This is a genomic window from Streptomyces sp. NPDC047049 (assembly GCF_040643995.1).
Lineage (GTDB): Bacteria > Actinomycetota > Actinomycetes > Streptomycetales > Streptomycetaceae > Streptomyces > Streptomyces mooreae.
Genome location: NZ_JBEYVM010000004.1, coordinates 391,097 through 409,970, shown reverse-complemented (window position 1 = coordinate 409,970; position 18,874 = coordinate 391,097). Strand labels below are relative to the sequence as shown.

The window sequence follows — 18,874 nt, the reverse complement described above, 5'->3', positions numbered from 1 at the left end:
GCAGACGCGACCGGTGCAAGGAAACCCCGGATCACCGCCGCCCGGCCCATCAGCCCAGGCAGCTCACCCTTGGGCCGGCGGACCACACCACAAGGCCCGCCGTCCAGCGGGAGTTCGGCGACCGCCCGGCCTCCGCGTCCGCCCCCCGCCCGCAGGCTCCCCTTGATTCATTCCGCGGCTCTTCCCGTGACCCGTTCCGTGACTCTTTGCGAATTTTCTCGTGTGCTGCCGAAAATCCGGTGAGTGGGATGAGAAGATCAGTCAGAGCATCAGCATCCGCACCGAGCGATCCGTCGCTCCCGCGCAGATCGGAGTTGATGTGTCCGACAACAGATCAACCCTGCTGAGTCAGCGCTCCGCCGTCATCTTCCTGCTCGGCGCCCTCACCGCTATCGGCGCCGGTGTGCTCACCTTCTTCAACGGCGGCACCCCGGCTTCCGCCACTCTCGTCGGCGGCGCCGCCTTCGGGGCCGCCGTCACCTTCTTCCATACGGTCATCGACTGAGCTTCCGCCGCGGCATCGGCACTCCCCGGCCCGGCGGCGCCCGGCGCCCTGGGTGCCCGCGCGTACGACTCACCGGAAGCGGGGTCCGCCGGGCCCACGCGCCGCTAGCGGAATCCGTGCCGCCGCATGCGGTGCGCTCCCGCACCTCAAGTGCCAAACTTGAGTCACCGCGCCCGGCCGCCGGCCGGGGCCCTTGTCGCCGAGGGGACCATCATGACCTGGGCATCTTGGACCACTGTCGGGATCCACGCCCTACCCGGCGCGGTGCACACCGCGGAGATCGGCGTGATCAACGGCGACCTGACCATCCATACGACCTGGTCGGACGACCTGGCTCATGTAGCTGTGCAATACACCGGAGCCGCGGACTGGTACACCATGGCCGGCAGCCCCGTCCCGTGCCATTCCGAAGAAGCCAGCCGCGCCTTCCACCAGGCCGTCGTCGAAGCCGCCCGCGGCGGAGAACGAGCCGAGGCCTCCCTGGAGGAACTTTTCCACCGGTAGCCCGCCACGGCCCGGACGGTCAGCACGGCACTGGACGGTCCGCACGGCCCGAACGATCAACGCGGCCCCCACGGGTCGGCGCGGCCGCTCCGGCCGGCGCGGCCCCACCGGTGAGCGCGGGGGCACTCTGATCACCGGTACCCGCAGGGTGTCGGGCGGCCGACGCCCTACGGCCCCCGGCACTACCTCGACGGCCGCCGCGTCGCCCACATAACCGGCCGACGGCCTTCAGCTCGCCGCCCCGGGGCTCCCCGCGTCTCTCTCTCCCCCCCCCGCGCCTCCCCCGCACCTCCACCTCCTCAGCGCCCGGCCCCGGCCCCACGCTGCCGCGCATCGACGCGCCTTCACGCGAAGGCCGTCCCGGACAGGGCGGGCAGGGCAGGCCGGACAGGGCAGTCGGCGTCGAATCGCCCGCGATTCACAGTTCGGCGCGGTTCCCGAGCAACCAAGTGGCGCCGCTCCATGTCTCTCCCCATGGAGCACTGTTGGTCATCTTCTGGCCACCTAAAGTTCGCCATTTGTTAAATCTCGCACATAAATCTCGCATTCTGATCATTTTGCTTTACATGCTCATGCCAGACATACCAGGGTTTGCGCGGGGCCCCACGGCCCCCGTGGTGCACAACAGCACCGCGCGTACGGGCGGTTGGCCAGCCGACCGCCCCCGCAGCGCTAAGGACCCACAGCAGTGCGTAGACCCCACATACGCGGGCACCGTCTGGCCATCGCCGTCGCCGTGACGACGGCCGCCACCCTCACCGCGGGGGCGGCGGGCAGCGCCTTCGCCGGCCCTGCGGCCTCGCCGGCCGCTTCCCCCTCCGCCTCAACTCCCGCTCCCCAGAAGGCCGTGGCAGCGGCCCGCGCCGCCGCGTACGCCCACGCCTCGGCCACCGGAGTCGGCAAGAAGGACACCCTCAAGGTCACGGACACGCTCATCGATCCGGACGGGCGAGCGCATGTCCGCTTCGTCCGCACGCACCGCGGGCTGCCGGTGCTCGGTGGTGACCTCGTCATCCACCTGACCGCCAAGTCGGCGTACGAGAGCGTGACCCGGGCCTACCGTCACCAGGTCGATGTGCCCGACGCGCACCCGAAGCTGTCGGCCGGTCAGGCCAAAGCCAAGGCCGCCGCCGTGGCGAAGGGCCGCGCCGGCGAGCCCGAACTGGTCGTGGACGCCCGCGCGAACCGGACCACGCTGGCCTACCGGGTACAGGTGGCCGACAGCCGCACCTCCGAGGCCGGCGGCGCCCGTACGCTCGTCCTCGACGCGGCATCCGGTGCGGTGCTCAGCAACACCGCGGCCGACGACTCCTTCCTGTCCCCCGCCGTCCAGGCCAAGTTGCGTGCGCGGGGCGAACGGCTCAGCCCCGCCACCGGGCTGGGTTCCACCGCCCCGGCCGCCCCGTCCGCCACGGAAAAGGCGGCCGGGAGCGCCGGCTTCCCGTCCGCGGCCACCGGCTCCGGTGCCTCCCTCTTCGTCGGCAAGGTGCCGCTGTCCACCACCCGGACCGCGCAGAAGTCCTTCACCCTCAAGGACCCCACCCGCGGGAACACCGAGACCCGGGACGCCGGTAATAAGGAGGCGAAGAAGGTCACCGACGGCAAGGCGTTCACCAGCACCACCAACCGCTGGGGCAACGGCACCACGAACGACCGGACCACCGCCGCCGTTGACGCCCAGTACGGCGTCACCAGCACCCTGGACTTCTACAAGAAGACCTTCGGCCGCAACGGCATCAAGAACGACGGCCGCGGGGCGCACGCCCTGGTGCACTTCGGCCAGAAGGTGGGCAACGCCTACTGGAACCCGGACTGCGGCTGCATGCTCTACGGCGACGGCGACGGCAAGACGTTCACCAAGCCCTTGGTCGTCCTGGACGTCACCGGCCATGAGCTCACCCACGGTGTCGTCGAGGCAACGGCCAACCTGCAGCCCACCCGCACCGACGAGGAGGGGAACGCGTTCGGCGAGCCCGGCGCCCTCAACGAGTCGCTGGCGGACATCTTCGGCAGCGCGGTCGAGTTCTCGGCCAACAACCCGAAGAACCCGCCGAACTACCTGCTGGGCGAGAAGCTGGGCCTCGACCAGAAGTTCCTGCGCCGCCTGGACAAGCCGTCCCTCGACAAGCTCGAGAGCACGGTCGACTACTGGTCGAAGGCGTCCTACGACACAGAGGTGCACGGCGGTTCCGGTGTCTCCTCGCACGCCTACTACCTTCTCGCCGAGGGCAGCGGCAAGAAGACGATCGGTGGCGTCGCTTACGACTCCGCCACCTACAAGGGCTCGAAGGTGACCGGCATCGGCCGGAACAAGGCGACGGCGATCTTCTACCGGGCGCTCACCCGGTACATGGTCTCCACGACCGACTTCCACGACGCCCGGGCCGCGACGCTGCACGCGGCCAAGGACCTGTACGGCGCCGGGAGCACCGAGTACAAGACGGTGGACAAGGCCTGGGCCGCCGTCAACGTCACGGCGGCCAACGCGCCCACCGCCCAGCACTGACCGTCCGGTTCAGGCGCACTGAAGGTGCCCCCGCCGCGCGCGGGGGCACCATGTGCGTGCCGTCCACGGCCCGGCCCGCGGGTCCTTGCCGCGGTTCTCGACGCCACGGCGAACGGGCGCCTACGTTGGGGACCATGATCAGCGATGCCACGGGCGGCCCCCGGCGGCTCGGCTATCCGGTAGCGGCGGGCGTGTTCGCGATCGGCATGGCCGGGACGACGCTTCCCACCCCGCTGTACGGGCTCTACCGCGAGCAGCTGGGATTCTCCGAGCTGATGGTGACCGTGGTCTTCGCGGTGTACGCCCTCGGCGTGATCACGGTGCTCCTCCTCGCGGGCCATCTCTCCGACGAGGTGGGCCGGCGCCCGGTGTTGTTCTGTGCCCTGGGGCTGTCGGCGGCGAGCGCCCTGTGCTTCATCTTCGAGGGCGGGCTGCCGATGCTGCTGCTGGGGCGGGTGCTGTCCGGGTTCGCCGCGGGGCTGTTCAGCGGCGCCGCCACGGCGTGTGTGCTGGAACTCGCGAGGCCGGGCCAGGAGGCGCGGGCGGGATTCGCCGCCACCGCGGCGAACATGGGCGGTCTCGGCTGCGGCCCGTTGCTGTCGGGCCTGCTGGCCCAGTACGCACCGTGGCCGCTGACCCTGCCCTTTCTGGCGCACCTGACGCTGGTGGCCGTGGCCGCCGCGGCGACCTGGCTCCTGCCGGAGACCGTCGGGCCTCCGCACCGCCCGCGGAGACTGCGGCCCCAGGGCCTTCGGCTGCCGCCCGAAGTGCGGGGCGTCTTCACCCCGTCGGCCGTCGCCGCCTTCGCCGGTTTCTCCCTCCTGGGGCTGTTCACCGCGGTCGCACCGAGCTTCGTCGGCCAGACCCTGGGCGTCCACAATCTGGCCGTCGCCGGCCTCATCGTCTTCACGGTGTTCCTGGGATCGACGGCCGGCCAGTCCCTCACGGAACGGATCGGTGTGCGCAGGGCCCTGCCGGGCGGCTGCCTGGTGCTGGTGGCGGGTCTCGTGCTCGTGGCCACCTCGCTGGCCGTGACCTCACTGCCGCTGCTGGTCATCGGTGCGGTGTGCGGCGGTACGGGCCAGGGCCTGGCGTTCCGCGCCGGCCTGACCGCCGTGGGCCGCGCGGCACCGCCCGAGCACCGCGGCGGCACCATCTCGGCCTTCTTCCTCGTGGCCTACCTCGGAATCTCCCTGCCGGTCGTCGGCGTCGGAGCGCTCACGCTGGCGCTCGGCCTGCGCGGCGCGGGCCTGGCCTTCTCCGCCTGCGACATCGCGCTCGCCGTCACCGTCGGCCTCTACGTCCTGCGCCGGCCACTGACGCCCGCCGGCTGACCTGTCCCCCTCTGCTCCGGGGGCGTTGAGGAAACCGTGGGGGATTCGTGGGACACGTGCGCCTCGGGCAGTGCCCTCAGGCAGTACCCGCAGACCGTGCCGTGCCCTCGCCCGGCCGGAGCCGCACCCCAGCAGGTTACGGAACAGGGCGGCGAGGACCTTGTCCGTGGTTTCGCCGCCGGCAGCCAGCAGCAGGCTCTCGGGCCCGTCCAGAGCGCTTCGTTGGGCGAACGGGCGGGTCGCCGGGATGCACCGCGGGGGCGGTCACCACTCGGATGGGCGGTCGCCTTCACTCTTCTGCCTTCCACGGCACGCTCTTCCGGCCGCAGCCGGAAACGCTGGGATCCGGCACATCCTCGATCCAGCAGCCTCCCTGCCGAGGCGGACAAGTGAGCATCGCATGACCGCACCACCCGCCCCCGGCCCGCTGGGCCGTCTTTGCCGTGGGCATCTCCCCGTCGCTCTCCTCGCCGCTCTGCTCGTCGCGGTGTGCGCCGCCTTCGGGTCGGCCTCGGCCTCGGCCGTGGACCGTGCCGCCAGGCCGGCCGCGAAGCCCGCCGAGGGGGGGACGGGGACCAAGCCCCTGGTGTTCATGGGCTTCGGCACGATGGCAGGTCTGACCCTGCTGGCCGGCGCGGGGCTGGTCGCGAGCGTCCGCAGACGGCGGGCAACAGCCCCCGGGCCGACCGCTGTTGAGGGGCCCGAGAGCAGCCGTCTCCCGGCCCCCGCGGCCATGTCTCGCGCACCGGTGAACGGCAGGAAGGGACCGACCCTCAAACGGTTCGACGTCCCCGGCTGACACAGACTCCGGGCCGGCGAGCAGCCCGGACATACAGCCGGTGCCGGCCGAAGAGGACCCCTGGTCCTCTCGGCCGGCACCGGCTGGACAGCGCTCTGGATTACCGCTTGTCGCCGCCGCCCCAGCCGCCCTTCTCGCAGCCCTCGCTGAAGACCGGGCCGACGTGGTGGAGGACGGCCGCGGAGAGCCAGCAGGAAGCGTAGTGACCGTGGTGGTTGTGGTGGTGGCGGTCCTTGCCGTGAGCCAGGGCGGCGCTCGCACCGCCCATGACGATAGTGGTGGCCAGGGCGCTGGCTGCGATCGCGGCGCGGATGCGCATGTGTGCTCCTCAGGAGGATCAAAGGGGTATATCGACGTTTTCAGGAATCACCTTCACAGAACCTCCCAAAACCTGACTCATCATTAATTGCGCAGGTCGGAGTAACCATTTCCCGACCCGCACAAAGGGCGCACCCGGTCAGGCCGACGCCGAACGGACCTCTTCCGCGGGGCTCGCACACTCCCAACGCCCTGGCGGGATGGGCCCGTTCACCCTCAGTGGGGTAGTTCTGCCACGAGGACGGGCGAACGCTCCTGACGTGGTCCAGTACGCCGGGAATTGCCTTACAGGTGTCGCCCGTTCGAGGTGACGAAGAACGGCGGAGAAAGTCACATCAATCATTTTTTTGAATTCGGCTGACCGTCGAAATGCGTGCGGCACATCGACAAACAACGACACCGAAGGTATGCCGGGTATTCAGTATTCAGCCGGCCCGGAAAGCGCGTCCGCCAGGCCTCAGGCTCCTTCCGGTGCCTCCCTGGCCGGCTGCCGTACGGGGTGTACGGCCGGTCGCAGGCCCAGGGTCACCAGTGCCACGGCCGCGGCGAGGAAGGCGGACAGCACCGCGAAGCCGGTCACGCTGGATCCGGTGGCGTCGGTCAGCCGGCCGACCAGGTAGGGACCGGCGAAGCCGCCGAGGTTTCCGAGGGCGTTGATCAGCCCCATCGCGACGACCACCACCTCGAAACGCAGCAGCTCGCCGGGGATCGCCCAGAACGGTCCGTACGGTGCGTAGACCGCGGCGGCCGTCACACACAGCAGCAGCATCCTGGGCAGGGCGCCGTCCACGGCCTGTCCCAGCAGCAGTGCGGCGATGCCCACGAGGAGCGGGACGGCCACCGCCTGGCGTCGTCTGCCCGTGCGGTCGGACCAGGCGGCGTTGGCGATCATCACGGCCAGTGCCACGGTGAACGGGATCGCGGTGAGCAGTCCGACCTCGGTGGACGAGCCGTCGTGCGTCAGCTCTTTGATGACCGCCGGCAGCCACAGGTTGAAGCCGTAGAAGCCGGTGATCCAGAAGAAGTAGACACCGATGAGGACGAGCACCGGCTTCTGTTTGACCGTGTCGAGGTACGAGCCGCCGCCCGCCGGCGGTTTGGCTGCTTCGTCGGCGGCGATCGCCCGCTCCACGTGGTCGGCTTCGGCGCGGGAGATCCACCGGGCCCGGGCCGGCCGGTCGGCGACCGTGAACCACCAGACCACCGCCCACACCAGGGGCGGGACACCCTGCAGCACCAGCACCCAGCGCCAGCTGCCCTGGTCGAGCATCCACCCCGACAACGGCGCCATCAGTACCGAGGAGAGCGGCAGGCAGGCCATCCACAGGGCGTTGGCCCGGGCCCGCTCCCGCAGCGGGAACCACGAGGCGAGCAGGATGAGTACGGCGGGCCAGACGCCGCCCTCGAAGAGGCCCAGCACGAAACGGGCCACGTAGAACTGCGACGTGGTCCGGACGAGGCCGGAGAGCGACGCGGCCACGCCCCACGCCACCATGAGGAGCAGCACGGTCTTCCGGGCGCTCCAGCGCTGGGCGAGGATCGCGGCCGGGATCTGCAGGAAGACATAGCCGAGGAAGAAGACGCCGCCGACCAGCCCCTTGTCGGCGTTGGACAGCCGCAGATCGCCGTGCATGTAGGGGAGGATGACGGAGACGTTGTTCCGGTCGAGGTACGCCAGCATGTACATGATGGCGGCGACCGGGATGACGTAGGCCCAGCGCTTGGCGGGCGGCGCAGGCGTCGCGCGTGCCGCGGGCGGTGACTGCGGGATCGGCTGCGGGCCGGTGTCCGTCACGGGGCGACCACCGTTCCGTAGGCGGCGCGGATCCGGTCGGTGAAGCGGCTGAAGCCGGCGGCGGCACGGAAGGCGGCGGCCATGGTGCCGTACGAGGCGCGGCCGCTCCCGGCGATGTCGAACGCGGTGCCGTGATCGACGGAGGTGCGCAGGACCGGCAGGCCCACGGTGACGGACACGGTGCCGTCGAAGTCGACGGTCTTGGCGGGGATATGGCCCTGGTCGTGGAAGTGGGACAGCACTCCGTCGAAGCGGCCTTCGAGGCCCTGGTGGAAGACCGAGTCAGCGGGGATCGGGCCCACGGCGCCCAGCCCCTCGGCGGCCGCCTTCTCCACCGCCGGGCGCAGGACGGTGATCTCCTCGTCGCCGAAGTGGCCGCCCTCGCCGCCGTGCGGATTGATCGCGGCCACGGCGAGCCGCGGGGCGTCATGGCCGAAGACGCGCAGTGCGGTGACGGCGTGACGGATGCTCGCGGCGACCCGCTCCTCGGTGATCTGGTCGAGCGCCTTGCGCAGCGAGACATGGCGGGTGGTGAAGAAAATCTTGAGGCCGCGGACCACGAACATGGTGTCGAAGTGTGCGGCGCCGGTGAGTTCACCGAGCATTTCGGTGTGGCCGAGGTGCCGTGAACCGGCGGCCCAGATCGCCTCCTTGTTGATCGGTGAGGTGACGATGCCGTCGACCTCGCCGGCCAGCGCGGCGCTGGTGGCGGCCTCGATCGCCGCCACGGCGGAACGGCCCGCCACCGCGTCGACCGTGCCCCAGGGGAGATCGCCGGGGGCGATCCCGAGGTCGAGCACGTCGATGGTGCCGGGCTCGAAGCGTGCCTCACCGGGGGTGCCGACCGCGTTGACCTCGACGTCCAGTCCGCAGACGGCGTGGCGAAGAGCAGACCGTCGTGGGGGCCGCCCACCAGATGCCCCGCGATGGCGAGCGGCAGCACCTCGGTCTCGATGGCGAAGCCGTCGGCGCCGAGTGCCGAGGTGACCGCGGCGGCGACATCGCCGCCCGAGGCGTACAGGCCGCCGGGGCACAGCTCGGTGACCGCGCGACGGGCGATCTCGGCGAGGGCGCGCAGGATGCGGGCGGCGGCGCACGGGGCGGATCCGGCAGCGGCCCCGGTGGCGGATCCGGTGGCGGTGGCAGGCGGGACGGGGGCCACCCGGACGCCCAGCACCGTGGCGCCCTCCGCTGCCGCCGCGCGCAACCGGGCCAGTACGGCGCCGGGGTCCGGGGCGGCGGGGTCCAGGTCGGCCCAGCGGGCGTCGAGCGCGGTTTCCGTGCGGGTGAGCTGGGTGCGGGTGCGGTCGGTGACACTGCCGACGACCGCCAGGATGCGGGCGGGCGGGCCGCCTGTGGGGCGCAGGCCCAGCTCACCGGCGAGGGCGGCGCCGAACGGGCCGGAGTCCAGCGCCACCCAGCGGAGCTGTTCCTCGGCGGCGAGGCGGGCGGCGGCCCTCGCGACCGTGTGCAGATGTGCGTTCTCGGTGGCGTCGCAGACCACGGTCTCGGCCGGGCTCTCCCGCAGCGCCGCGGCGACCGCGTCGGGCCCCCGCTCCACCACGTCCAGGGCGAGTTCGCCCGTGCTGCGCCTGCTCTGCGCGCCGAGCACGTCCGCGACCCGGGAGTGCCGGACGGGATCGAACGGGTCGCGGGCCACTGCCGTACGGGTCAGCGGGACGCCGTCGACCAGCTGCAGTCCGCCGACCGTGGTCCGGCCCGCGTCGGGGAAGGCGGGTACGGCCAGTGTCCGGATCCTGGCCGCGGGCTCGCGGACGGCCAGGACGTCCACCAGCGCGTCGAGTTCGCTGCCGGGGTTGCCCCGCAGCGTGGTGTCGACGCGCTTGACCACCAGGGGTGCCGTGTCCGCCGTCCCGGCGGCGGCCCGGACGGCCGCGGCGGCGCGGTCCGGGGGCAGGTGCCGCGATGCGGTGTTGACGACGAGGACGTCCACCCGGGCGGCGTAGCGCTCCACTTGGGCGAGGGCGCCGACGGTGACCGCCCGCAGGCCCAGTCGCGCATAGAGCGCGCCGGTGGCATTGCTGCCGGTGAGGTCGTCCGCGATGACGAGCACCTGGGCCACGAGGTCTCCTCCTGTCGGCTCCGGGGTCGTCTGCACACCCTGAAGTGACCGGACCACGCATTATTGATTGCGCGGTTCACGCAATTCAGGGTGGCGACTGGCCGAACGGACTGTCAAGAGGTGTGCGGCCGGGCGCTCCGGGCGGGCGCCGGACCACCGTCCACGGCGGCGCACACCGGCCATCCCTCGTCCGTGAAGGCGGCCAGCTCCCGCTCGCCGGCCCCGGAGACCAGGCCCGTGCCGCCCGGCATCGCCGCCCAGTAGGGGAAGCCCGCTCCCCCGCTCCCTCCCCCGCGGAGCTTGGAGTGGTCGGCGAGCACCCAGGCGGCGCGGGCGCACCCGGCCATCGTCTCCTTCAGCGCGGCCTGTTCGGGATCGGGGCAGTTGATGCCGAGGCGGGGATCGAGACCGTCGACGCCGAGGAAGGCGATGTCCGGGGTGAGCCGGCGCAGCGCCTGATCGGTCCGGGTGCCCAGCAGCGACTCGTTGGGGCGCCGCAGCCGGCCGCCGAGCACCACCACCTCCACCTCCGCGTCCGCCAGCTCGACGAGCGTGGAAAGGCCGTTGGTGACGATCGTGAGGTCGCCGCGGTCCCGCAGCTCGTGGGCCAGCCGGGCGACGGTGGTGCCCGCGTCGAGGAGGACGACATCGCCGGGGCGGACCAGCGCCGCGGCGGTGCGGGCGATGGCGTCCTTCTCGCCCCGCTGTTCGCCTTCCTTGTCGTGCCAGGAGCGCTCCACCGCCCGGTGGTCGACCGCGCCGCCGTAGGTCCGGGTGATCCGGCCGAGCGCGGCGAGGGTGGCGAGGTCCCGGCGGACGGTGGACAGCGAGACGTCGAACTCGGCGGCGAGATCGTGCACGCTGATGTCGCCGGCACCGAGGAGTTCCACCATCCGCTCGCGTCGGTGCCGGGTGGCCGAGCGTTCCCCACTGGTCACTTCGCTGCCCGCCTCCGCCTGCGTCGCCTGCCGGGCGCCCTGCGCGGGACACCCCCTGAAGTTGCGTGTTTCGCGCAATTCGAGGTTAGCAGTCGAGAAGCCGGCCGAGGAGTCCCCGGCGGGCGCCACCCGCCGGGGCGGGTCCGTGGTCAGGCGAGGATCTTCGCTTTGGCCTTCTGGAACTCCTCCTCCGTGATGTCACCGTGGTTCTTCAGGTCGGCGAGCTTCGCCAGGGCGTCCGCATGCCCGCCCGCCTCGTCACCGGTCGCGGCGGTGTCCCGGATATAGGCCCGCAGTTGCTTCTGCTGCCGTTCGGCCTGCGCGACCTCCCGTTCACTCATGCCGTGGCCCCGCGCGATGACATAGATGAAGACGCCCAGGAAGGGCAGCACGATCACCAGGACCAGCCACCCCGTCTTGCCCCAGTTGCCGAGGTCATGGCTGCGGAAGATGTCACCGATGATCCTGAAGAGCAGGATCAGCCACAGGACCCACAGGAAGATCAGGCACATGGTCCAGAAGGCGTTGAGCAGCGGGTAATCCATCACGGCCTCCTCAGGCACTCACTCGGCCCCCGGACTCGTCCGTCCCTTTGCTCAAGCATCCCCGCCGCCGGCCCGCTCCGCGACCAGATCGAGGCCGGTGAGCGCCTGTTCCGTCCAGATGACCTTGCCACCGCTCGTGTAGCGGGTCCCCCAGCGTTCCGCCAGCTGGGCGACCAGGAAGAGGCCGCGGCCGCCCTCGTCCATCGAGGCGGCCTGCCGCAGATGCGGAGAGGTGCTGCTGCGGTCGGAGACCTCGCAGATCAGGGAGGTGTCACGGATCAGCCGTACGCGGATGGGCCCCGCGGCGTACCGGATGGAGTTGGTGACCAGCTCGCTGAGGATCAGCTCGGCGGTGAACGCCCCCTCCGCCAGGCCCCATTCGATCAGCTTCCGTACCGCGGCGGCCCGTATCTGGGCCACGGCCGAGGGGTCGGGCGGCACGTCCCAGTCGGCGACGTGCTCGGTGTCCAGCACCCGCGTGCGGGCCACCAGCAGCGCGATGTCATCGCTGGGGCGCTCCGGCAGCAGAGCGCCGAGCACCGCCTCGCAGGTTTCTTCCGGTGTCCGGCCGGCCGGGACGGAGAGCGTACGGCTCAGCAGCGCCATGCCCTCGTCGAGGTCCCGGTCCCGGTCCTCGACGAGCCCGTCGGTGAAGAGCACCAGACGGCTCTCCTCGGGCAGTTGCCGCTGCCAGGTCTCGAACGGCAGACCACCCAGCCCCAGGGGCGGGCCGCCGGGCACATCGGCGACCTCCACGGTGCCGTCCGGCAGCACGAACACGGGCTGGACGTGCCCGGCGCGCGCCATGGTGCAGTTCCCGGACGCCGGGTCGTAGATCGCATAGAGGCAGGTGGCTCCGGTGACCGAGCCCTCGGCCTCCTCGGCGCTCTCGTCCTGGTCGATACGGGTGACGAGTTCGTCGAGGTGCCAGAGGATCTCGTCGGGCGGCAGGTCCAGGTTGGCGAAGTTGTGCACGGCGGTGCGCAGCCGGCCCATCGTGGCGGCGGCGTGCAGCCCGTGTCCCACGACATCGCCGACGACGAGCGCCACCCGGGCACCGGGCAGCGGGATGATGTCGAACCAGTCGCCGCCGACGCCGCCGAGCCCGCCGAGACCGGCCTGGGCGGGCAGATAGCGGTAGGCGGCCTCCACGGCGTTCTGCTCGGGCAGCCCACGCGGCAGCAGACTGCGCTGCAGGGTGACGGCCATGGTGTGCTCGCGGGTGTAGCGGCGGGCGTTGTCGATGCTGACCGCGGCGCGGGCGACCAGTTCCTCGGCGAGCGAGAGTTCTTCGTCCTCGAAGGGTTCCGGTTTGTGCGAGCGCCAGAAGATCGCCACACCGAGGATCACGCCGCGGGCCCGCAGCGGGACCGCGATCCGCGAATGGATGCCGTGCGCGACGATCTTCCTGGCCCGGCCGGGACTTTGCAGATGCCAGCCGGAGAACGCCGCCAGATCCGCTTCGAGGGCCGCCTTCCCGCTGGTGAGGCTGGCGCCGAGGGTGGTGGCCGGCTCGAACCGGATCAGCTTGCCGACGGGGTAGAGGCCGCTGTCCGCCGGGGCGCCGCTGGTGGCCGTCCGCCGCATCTCGATGGCCGCGCCGATGGGGGCCGTGGGCTCCTCGCCGATCAGCACGTCCTCGGCCAGGTCGACGGTGACGATATCGGCGAAACGGGACGCCCCGAATTCCGCCAGCTCCTCGCAGGTGCGCACCACGTCGAGCGTGGTGCCGATCTCCGTGCCGGCGTCGTAGAGCAGCTTCAGACGGCCGCGGGCCACATCCGCCCGGCCGGTGAGCGCCCGCAGCTCCGTGGTGTCCCGCAGCGTCGTCACGCTGCCGGGTGGTCCGCCCGCCTGGTCCGTGGAACGCTGGTTGATCGCCAGCAGCCGCTCGCCGACCGGGTGGACCTCGTCGGTGACGGCCCGGCCGGAGGCCAGCAGGCGGGCGGTGGCGGGGTCGAGCCCGAGGTCGCCGACCTGGCGTCCTTCGACGTCCGGCGGCAGGTCGAGCAGGCGGCGCGCCTCGTCGTTGACGAGCAGCAGACTGCCGTCGCCGGCCACGATGATCACGCCTTCGCGTACGGCGTGCAGCACCGCGTCGTGATGCTCGTACATCCGGGTCATCTCGGCGGGGCCCAGGCCATGGGTCTGGCGCCGCAGGCGGCGGGTCACCAGCGCCGTGCCGCCGGTGGTGAGGAGGAGAACGCCGGCGGCGGCACCGAACAGCAGGGGGAACTGGTCGTCGACGACACCGCTCACCCGCTTGACGGTGATCCCGGCGGAGACCAGGCCGACGACCTTTCCTTTGTCCTTGCCGCTGTGGCCGAAGACCGGCACCACGGCCTGGACGAGGGGCCCGATGGTCCCGGTGATCCGCTCGGTGACCACCCCGCCGGACAGCGCCGGCTTCAGCGTTCCGACGAACTTCTTGCCGATCCGGTTGGGGATCGGGTGGGTGTAGCGGATGCCCTGGGTGTTCATCACGACGATGAAGTCGACCTCGGAGCGCTTGCGGGCGGCCTCGGTCCGCGGCTGCAGCACCAGCGTCGGATTGGCGCTTTTCAGTGCTTCCTCGATGCCTGGCGCATTCGCGAAGGCCTCGGCCACGGCGACGGACCTGTTGCGGGCTTCGCGGTCCCCGTCGGCCCTGGACTGCAGCACGAGCGCCGCGATGGCGGCGGCGACGAGCAACACCACGATCGCCACCTGCAGGAGAAAGACCTGACCTGCGACAGTTCGCATCCTGAGAACCGAACGCGGGCGGCCGTAGCGTCCGGCCATGTCCTCTTTCTACACCTCCCGCATACGGTGGGCGAGCCGCGCGATGCGGAGCGCAGCAGCGGTCAGGGCCCGCGCTGCGCCGGGCGGCCTCACGGGCTGTTCGAGGATGGTCCCGTGATCCGGGGCCGGGCGCCAGAGGGCGGGAAGACCCCCGGGTAGGTTTTCCCGCTGCGCATATGCGAACCTCTTCGACGAAGGGGACATACGCGACGCCCCTTTCGCGCCACTCCACACGGAACAAATCGCCCAGAGCGTGCATGGTTCATGTAACTCTTCCCACAGGCCCGGCCGCTTGTCCGACGGGCGTCTGCCGGTCGGGTGAGCCGGGCGCGGGCACAACGTGCCTGGTCAGCCGCGCTCACCGGGGAAAGGGAGCCGGCCGGCCGGCGGCCGCGGGACCGCCGCGACGCCATCCGGCCCGCCGAGGCGGTATGAGACGTTCGTGGGCATGCATGTTCCCGAGGAGATCCGAGCCGAGGCGGCCGCGCTCATCGACCACCACGCGCTCGGACTGTGGAAGCCGAACGACGCCGACCGGCGAGCCGCCGTGGCGTTGTACCGCTTCCTCGAAACCGGTCAGCCGCTCACGGGCGAGCAGATCCGGTCCGCCCTGGCGCACGCGGAAACGGCGGCCGACGCGGACGAGCGGCTGCTGAAGCTGCTGCGGGAGACCGCGGGGCTGCTCGACGAGGGACCGGCCGCCGAGGGCCCGGCCGGGCGGGACGCCGTCGACCATGTATGCCTCCTGCTGGACGCGCTCGCGCTCTCCCGGCCCGCGGGGCAGTAGGAACCCGCCGGCCGGCGGAGAAGCGCCGGCAGAGAAGCGAAAGCCCGCCCGGGTGCCGACCCGGGCGGGCATCTGTGGTGCTCGGTGCCCTACGCGGACAGCGGGGCCGCGGACGGCTCCGGTGCGGGGGCCTGCTCGTCCTCGGGGACCGCGATCACCCAGTGCGTCTCCTGGCGCGGGCGCAGGTAGCACAGCCAGTACAGCGCGGCGACGGCCACGACGATGCCGGTGATGACCAGGCTCGTGGTGCTCTGCTGACAGAGCACCCAGGCCAGCACCACGATCAGCAGCGCCGGGACCGCGGGCCACAGCGGCATCCGCCAGGCCGGCCGGTGCTTGTGCTCCCCGCGGCGCGAGACCAGGGCGCCCAGCGCGACGAAGACGTACATCGCGGCCACGGCCACGCCGGTGACCTCGCTCAGGGTGTCGAGGTTGACGAAGCACAGGGCCGCACCGGGGACACCCACCGCGAGGGTGGCCGCCCAGGGGGAGCCGAAGCGCCGGCCGACGTGCGAGAAGACGCGGTTGACGCCCGTCGGCCAGGCCGCGTCACGCGCCGAGGAGAACACCACACGGGAGTTCTGGATCACCATCACGATCGCCGCGTTGATGATCGCCAGGGCGATGCAGAGGCTGACGAACGTACCGACGCCCGAGTTGCTCCACTCCTGCACCATCCCGGCGACGTCACCGGCGCCGAGGGTCTTCAGGTCGGGGGCGCCGAGAGTGATCGCGACCACCGGGACCAGCACCACGGCCGCGCCGATGCCCAGGGTCCACAGCACCGTACGGGAGACGTTGCGACGGGGGTTCTCCATCTCCTCGGCGAGGTACACGGCGGTGGAGAAGCCCTGCAGGATGAAGAGCGCGGTGGCCAGCCCGGCCACGATGAGGCCCGCGGTGACGGCGGTGCTGTGACCGTGTCCGGCGTCGATCACGGGGTGCACGAGCACGGAAGCGGAGCGCTGGGTGTGGGTGAAGCCGAGGAAGGCGACCACCGCACAGGCGACGACCTCCAGCACCAGGAAGATGCCGGTGATCCAGGCGTTGGCGCGCAGATCGAGCAGGCCCATGGCGGTGGCCAGCAGCATCACGGCGGCGGCGGTGTACTGCGGATCCAGTTGGATGATCGGTGCCAGATAGTCGGCGGTGCCCAGGGCGATGATGGGCGGCACGATCATGACGACGATCAGCGAAAGCACGAAAACCAGCCATCCGGCGAGGCGGCCCATGAGCGTGCCCACCATCGCGTACTCGCCACCGGAGCTCGGTATCAGCGTGCCGAGCTCGGAGTAGGTGAAGGCCACCCCGATACACAGCAGTGCCGCGACGGCGATGGTCAGTGCGGTGCCCGTGCCCAGGGTGGCGAACGAGTCCGGCACGATCACGAAGAGCGAGGATGCCGGGGTCAGACAGGACAGCGTGAGCAGGGTGCCGCCGACCACACCGATCGACCGGGTGAGCTGGGGGGCGCCGGAGGCGTCTTTCACCGTCGCACTGCGGGTGTCCCGCTCAGGAGCTGCGGAGGCAACGGGCGTGTAGGGCATATCGGTATCCGTATCCCATCGGTGCTGGCGGCAGGAGGGGGTGGCGTCTTGGCGGAAGAACACCGCAAAGCGATGCGAACCCGGACATCCTCAGGTCTCGCTTCGGTGACCGAATACAACCCCTGCCGACGACTCACGTCAAGGTCTTGTTAAGGCCTTTGGACAACGAAATCCGAAGCTCATCAAGGCCATCGGGGTGCTTATCCACGATGTATCCGCGGTAGACAAGCGGATTCCGCGTCGGAAAGAGCGGCATGACATCGCGCGGCTCACCGCCGAATCCGTAGCGGTCCCACCGAAACCCGCTGCCGTGCGGTCAGCCTCCGAGCGCGTGCACCCGGGCGATGAGCAGCGCGACATCATCGTGGTCGTGTTCGTCGCGCAGCGCGGCGAGGAGCCGGTCGCACAGGCCCTCCAGATCCCGCTCGGGCTCCGCCAGCAGCTCCAGGAGGGTGTCCAGACGTGTGTCTATGGGCTGGGCCCGGGTTTCGATCAGCCCGTCGGTGTAGAGCACCAGCAGGTCGCCGTCGCGGAGCGGAACCGTGGTCTGCTCGAAGGGGACGCCCCCGACGCCGAGCGGCGCACCGGTGGGCAGGTCCAGCAGCTCGGGCGGCCGGTCCGGGCGCACCACGATGGGGGGCAGGTGCCCGGCGACGGCGATCCGGCACAGGGCGCGGTGCGGGTCGTAGACGGCGTACAGACAGGTGGCGAAGGCCGGGTCGAGACCGCCGGCGATGTGGTCGAGGTGGCGGAGCACCTCGGCCGGGTCTAGGTCGAGATCGGCCAGCGCGCGGGTGGTGGTGCGCAACTGGCCCATGGTGGCGGCGGCGTTGATGCCACTGCCCATCACGTCGCCGACCACCAGCGCGGTCTTGTCGCCGGTCACGGGGATGGCGTCGAACCAGTCACCGCCGACCTCGCTGGCCGCCTGGGCGGGCTGGTAGCGGTAGGCGATCTCCATGGCCGTGGGCTGCGGCGGCCGGTGGTTCATCAGGTGGCGCTGGAGCGTGAGCGCGGTGCGGCGTTCGCTCTGGTACGAGCGGGCGTTGTCGATGCAGACCGCGGCGCGGGCGGCCAGCTCCACCGCGAGCACCGCGTCGTCCTCGTCGAAGGGCTCCGGGTTCCGGACGCGGTAGAGCGACAGCGCACCCAGGACCTCGCCGCGGGCGATGAGCGGTACGGCGAGGTAGGAGTGCAGCCCGGCCTTTCCCAGAAGGGCGGCGCCCCGCTCGTCCGGGGCGATGCGCGGCAGATCGTCCGGGCCGACGTGCGGGATGCGCACCGGACGGGCTTCGGTCACACAGCGGGTGATCAGCCGGTCAGCCTCGTAGGAGGCGATCTGGCCGGTGGGGTCGGCGGCGCGGACCGCCTCGGTGGAGTACGCCGTGGCCACGGCCAGCGCCCGGAAGCGGGCCGGACCGCCACGGGAGAGCGAGGTCGGGCGCCGGCCGTCGAGGACGGCGTCGAGGACATCGACCGCGGCCAGGTCCGCCAGCTCGGGCACGATGACGTCGGCCAGTTCGTGGGCGGTCTGGTCGACGTCGAGGGTGGTACCGACGGTGGCGGAGGCGTCGGCGATGACGGCCAGCCGCCTGCGGGCGCGGGCGGCCTCGGTGGCGGCGCGGTGCTGCTCGGTGACGTCCACGACCGACGTGGCCAGCCCCAGCACGCGGCCGTGCGGGTCCTCCAGCCGGTAGTACGACACCGACCAGGCGCGGTCGGCGTGGGGGTCGGCGGCGGTGCGGCCGACGGTGAACTGGTCGAGCAACGGGGTCCCGGTGTCGAGCACCTCGCGCATCCGGGCCACGATGGTGCCGGTGTCCAGAAAGGACAGGGCTTCTCGGACATCGCGGCCGAGGTGCTGGTCGGCGGGCAGGTCGTTGATGCGCTCCAGCGCCGGATTGACCATGACGAAGCGCAGCGAGGTGTCCAGGACCGCCAGGCCGATCGGTGACTGGGCGACGAGGCGTACGGACAGCGCCAGATCCCGTTCGACCCGCCGCAGCACGGCCTGGTCGGTGGCGATGCCCAGGGCGTAGGTCTCACCGCGCTCGTCCAGCAACCGCATATTGCGGAACTCGACGAGCCGGGTGGTGCCGTCCTTGTGCTGGACCGGGAAGACCCCTGCCCAGCTTTCGCCGCCCGCCATGACCTGGGAGAAGAGGCCCAGGACCAGATCGAAGTGCTCAGGGCCGACCAGCAGCTGCGCCGCGGGCCGGCCGAGTGCTTCCTTCGCGCTCCAGCCGAAAAGCTGCTCGGCCTGGGGGCTCCACAGGGTGATCCGCCCGTCCGCGTCCAGCATCACGGCGGCCACGCCCAGCACATCCAGCAGGCCGCCGGGCTGCCCCGGTGTGGCCCCGACCGGGGCGGCACCTTCGGGGAACGCGTCGGTCGCACCCATCCAGGCACTCCTTCCGCCGGTCATCGCGGAC

14 protein-coding genes and 1 pseudogene are annotated in these 18,874 nt (G+C 71.4%); 6 read left to right on the top strand and 9 right to left on the bottom strand.

Annotated features, from left to right (window positions below; translation table 11 throughout):
- Nucleotides 1-319: 319 nt before the first annotated feature.
- From ABZ851_RS13310 to ABZ851_RS13290, 5 genes are all read left to right on the top strand, one after another.
- Nucleotides 320-505 carry a hypothetical protein gene (locus tag ABZ851_RS13310; protein WP_256331136.1) on the top strand — a complete coding sequence of 62 codons (186 nt, stop codon included), beginning with the start codon at nt 320-322 and terminating at the stop codon, nt 503-505.
- Nucleotides 506-718: 213 nt separating this feature from the next.
- Nucleotides 719-1,009 carry a hypothetical protein gene (locus ABZ851_RS13305; protein WP_361125626.1) on the top strand — a complete coding sequence of 97 codons (291 nt, stop codon included), beginning with the start codon at nt 719-721 and terminating at the stop codon, nt 1,007-1,009.
- 688 nt (nt 1,010-1,697) lie between these two features.
- Nucleotides 1,698-3,515: a M4 family metallopeptidase gene (locus ABZ851_RS13300; protein WP_361125624.1), complete on the top strand. Its 1,818-nt coding sequence runs from the start codon at nt 1,698-1,700 to the stop codon at nt 3,513-3,515.
- 134 nt (nt 3,516-3,649) lie between these two features.
- Entirely contained in the window at nt 3,650-4,849 is a 1,200-nt protein-coding gene (locus tag ABZ851_RS13295; RefSeq protein WP_361125621.1) for an MFS transporter, read from the top strand.
- Nucleotides 4,850-5,249: 400 nt separating this feature from the next.
- Nucleotides 5,250-5,648, top strand: coding sequence for a hypothetical protein (locus ABZ851_RS13290; protein WP_361125618.1), 399 nt, complete (start codon nt 5,250-5,252; stop codon nt 5,646-5,648).
- Nucleotides 5,649-5,748: 100 nt separating this feature from the next.
- On the opposite strand, the gene ABZ851_RS13285 is transcribed toward ABZ851_RS13290, so the two are convergent.
- The 7 genes and pseudogenes from ABZ851_RS13285 to ABZ851_RS13255 form a co-directional block, all read right to left on the bottom strand.
- Nucleotides 5,749-5,967 (bottom strand): hypothetical protein, encoded by a 219-nt coding sequence (locus ABZ851_RS13285; RefSeq protein WP_336049730.1) that lies wholly within the window; start codon nt 5,965-5,967, stop codon nt 5,749-5,751.
- A gap of 456 nt (nt 5,968-6,423) precedes the next feature.
- Nucleotides 6,424-7,761, bottom strand: a complete 1,338-nt coding sequence (locus tag ABZ851_RS13280) for an MFS transporter (protein ID WP_361125614.1) — start codon at nt 7,759-7,761, stop codon at nt 6,424-6,426.
- Entirely contained in the window at nt 7,758-8,795 is a 1,038-nt protein-coding gene (locus tag ABZ851_RS13275) for a 4-hydroxythreonine-4-phosphate dehydrogenase PdxA (RefSeq protein ID WP_361125611.1), read from the bottom strand. Before ABZ851_RS13275 ends, ABZ851_RS13280 begins: the two co-directional genes overlap by 4 nt.
- Nucleotides 8,699-9,835 (bottom strand): annotated as a pseudogene (locus ABZ851_RS13270) (four-carbon acid sugar kinase family protein); the annotation flags it as partial. The gene ABZ851_RS13275 and the pseudogene ABZ851_RS13270, both read right to left, overlap by 97 nt.
- A gap of 122 nt (nt 9,836-9,957) precedes the next feature.
- Entirely contained in the window at nt 9,958-10,782 is an 825-nt protein-coding gene (locus ABZ851_RS13265) for a DeoR/GlpR family DNA-binding transcription regulator (RefSeq protein WP_361125608.1), read from the bottom strand.
- Nucleotides 10,783-10,931: 149 nt separating this feature from the next.
- Nucleotides 10,932-11,327, bottom strand: coding sequence for an SHOCT domain-containing protein (locus ABZ851_RS13260; protein WP_361125605.1), 396 nt, complete (start codon nt 11,325-11,327; stop codon nt 10,932-10,934).
- Between the two features lie 51 nt (nt 11,328-11,378).
- On the bottom strand, nt 11,379-14,108 hold the full coding sequence (locus ABZ851_RS13255; RefSeq protein ID WP_361125602.1) for a SpoIIE family protein phosphatase: 2,730 nt from the start codon (nt 14,106-14,108) through the stop codon (nt 11,379-11,381).
- A 448-nt stretch (nt 14,109-14,556) separates the two neighbouring features.
- On the opposite strand from ABZ851_RS13255, the gene ABZ851_RS13250 reads away from it, so the two are divergent.
- Nucleotides 14,557-14,895, top strand: coding sequence for a hypothetical protein (locus ABZ851_RS13250; protein ID WP_361125599.1), 339 nt, complete (start codon nt 14,557-14,559; stop codon nt 14,893-14,895).
- An 89-nt stretch (nt 14,896-14,984) separates the two neighbouring features.
- Here ABZ851_RS13250 and ABZ851_RS13245 read toward each other — a convergent pair whose 3' ends face one another.
- Both ABZ851_RS13245 and ABZ851_RS13240 read right to left on the bottom strand, forming a co-directional pair.
- Entirely contained in the window at nt 14,985-16,442 is a 1,458-nt protein-coding gene (locus ABZ851_RS13245) for an APC family permease (protein ID WP_361125596.1), read from the bottom strand.
- Nucleotides 16,443-16,758: 316 nt separating this feature from the next.
- Nucleotides 16,759-18,843: a SpoIIE family protein phosphatase gene (locus tag ABZ851_RS13240; protein ID WP_361125593.1), complete on the bottom strand. Its 2,085-nt coding sequence runs from the start codon at nt 18,841-18,843 to the stop codon at nt 16,759-16,761.
- Nucleotides 18,844-18,874: the final 31 nt, after the last annotated feature.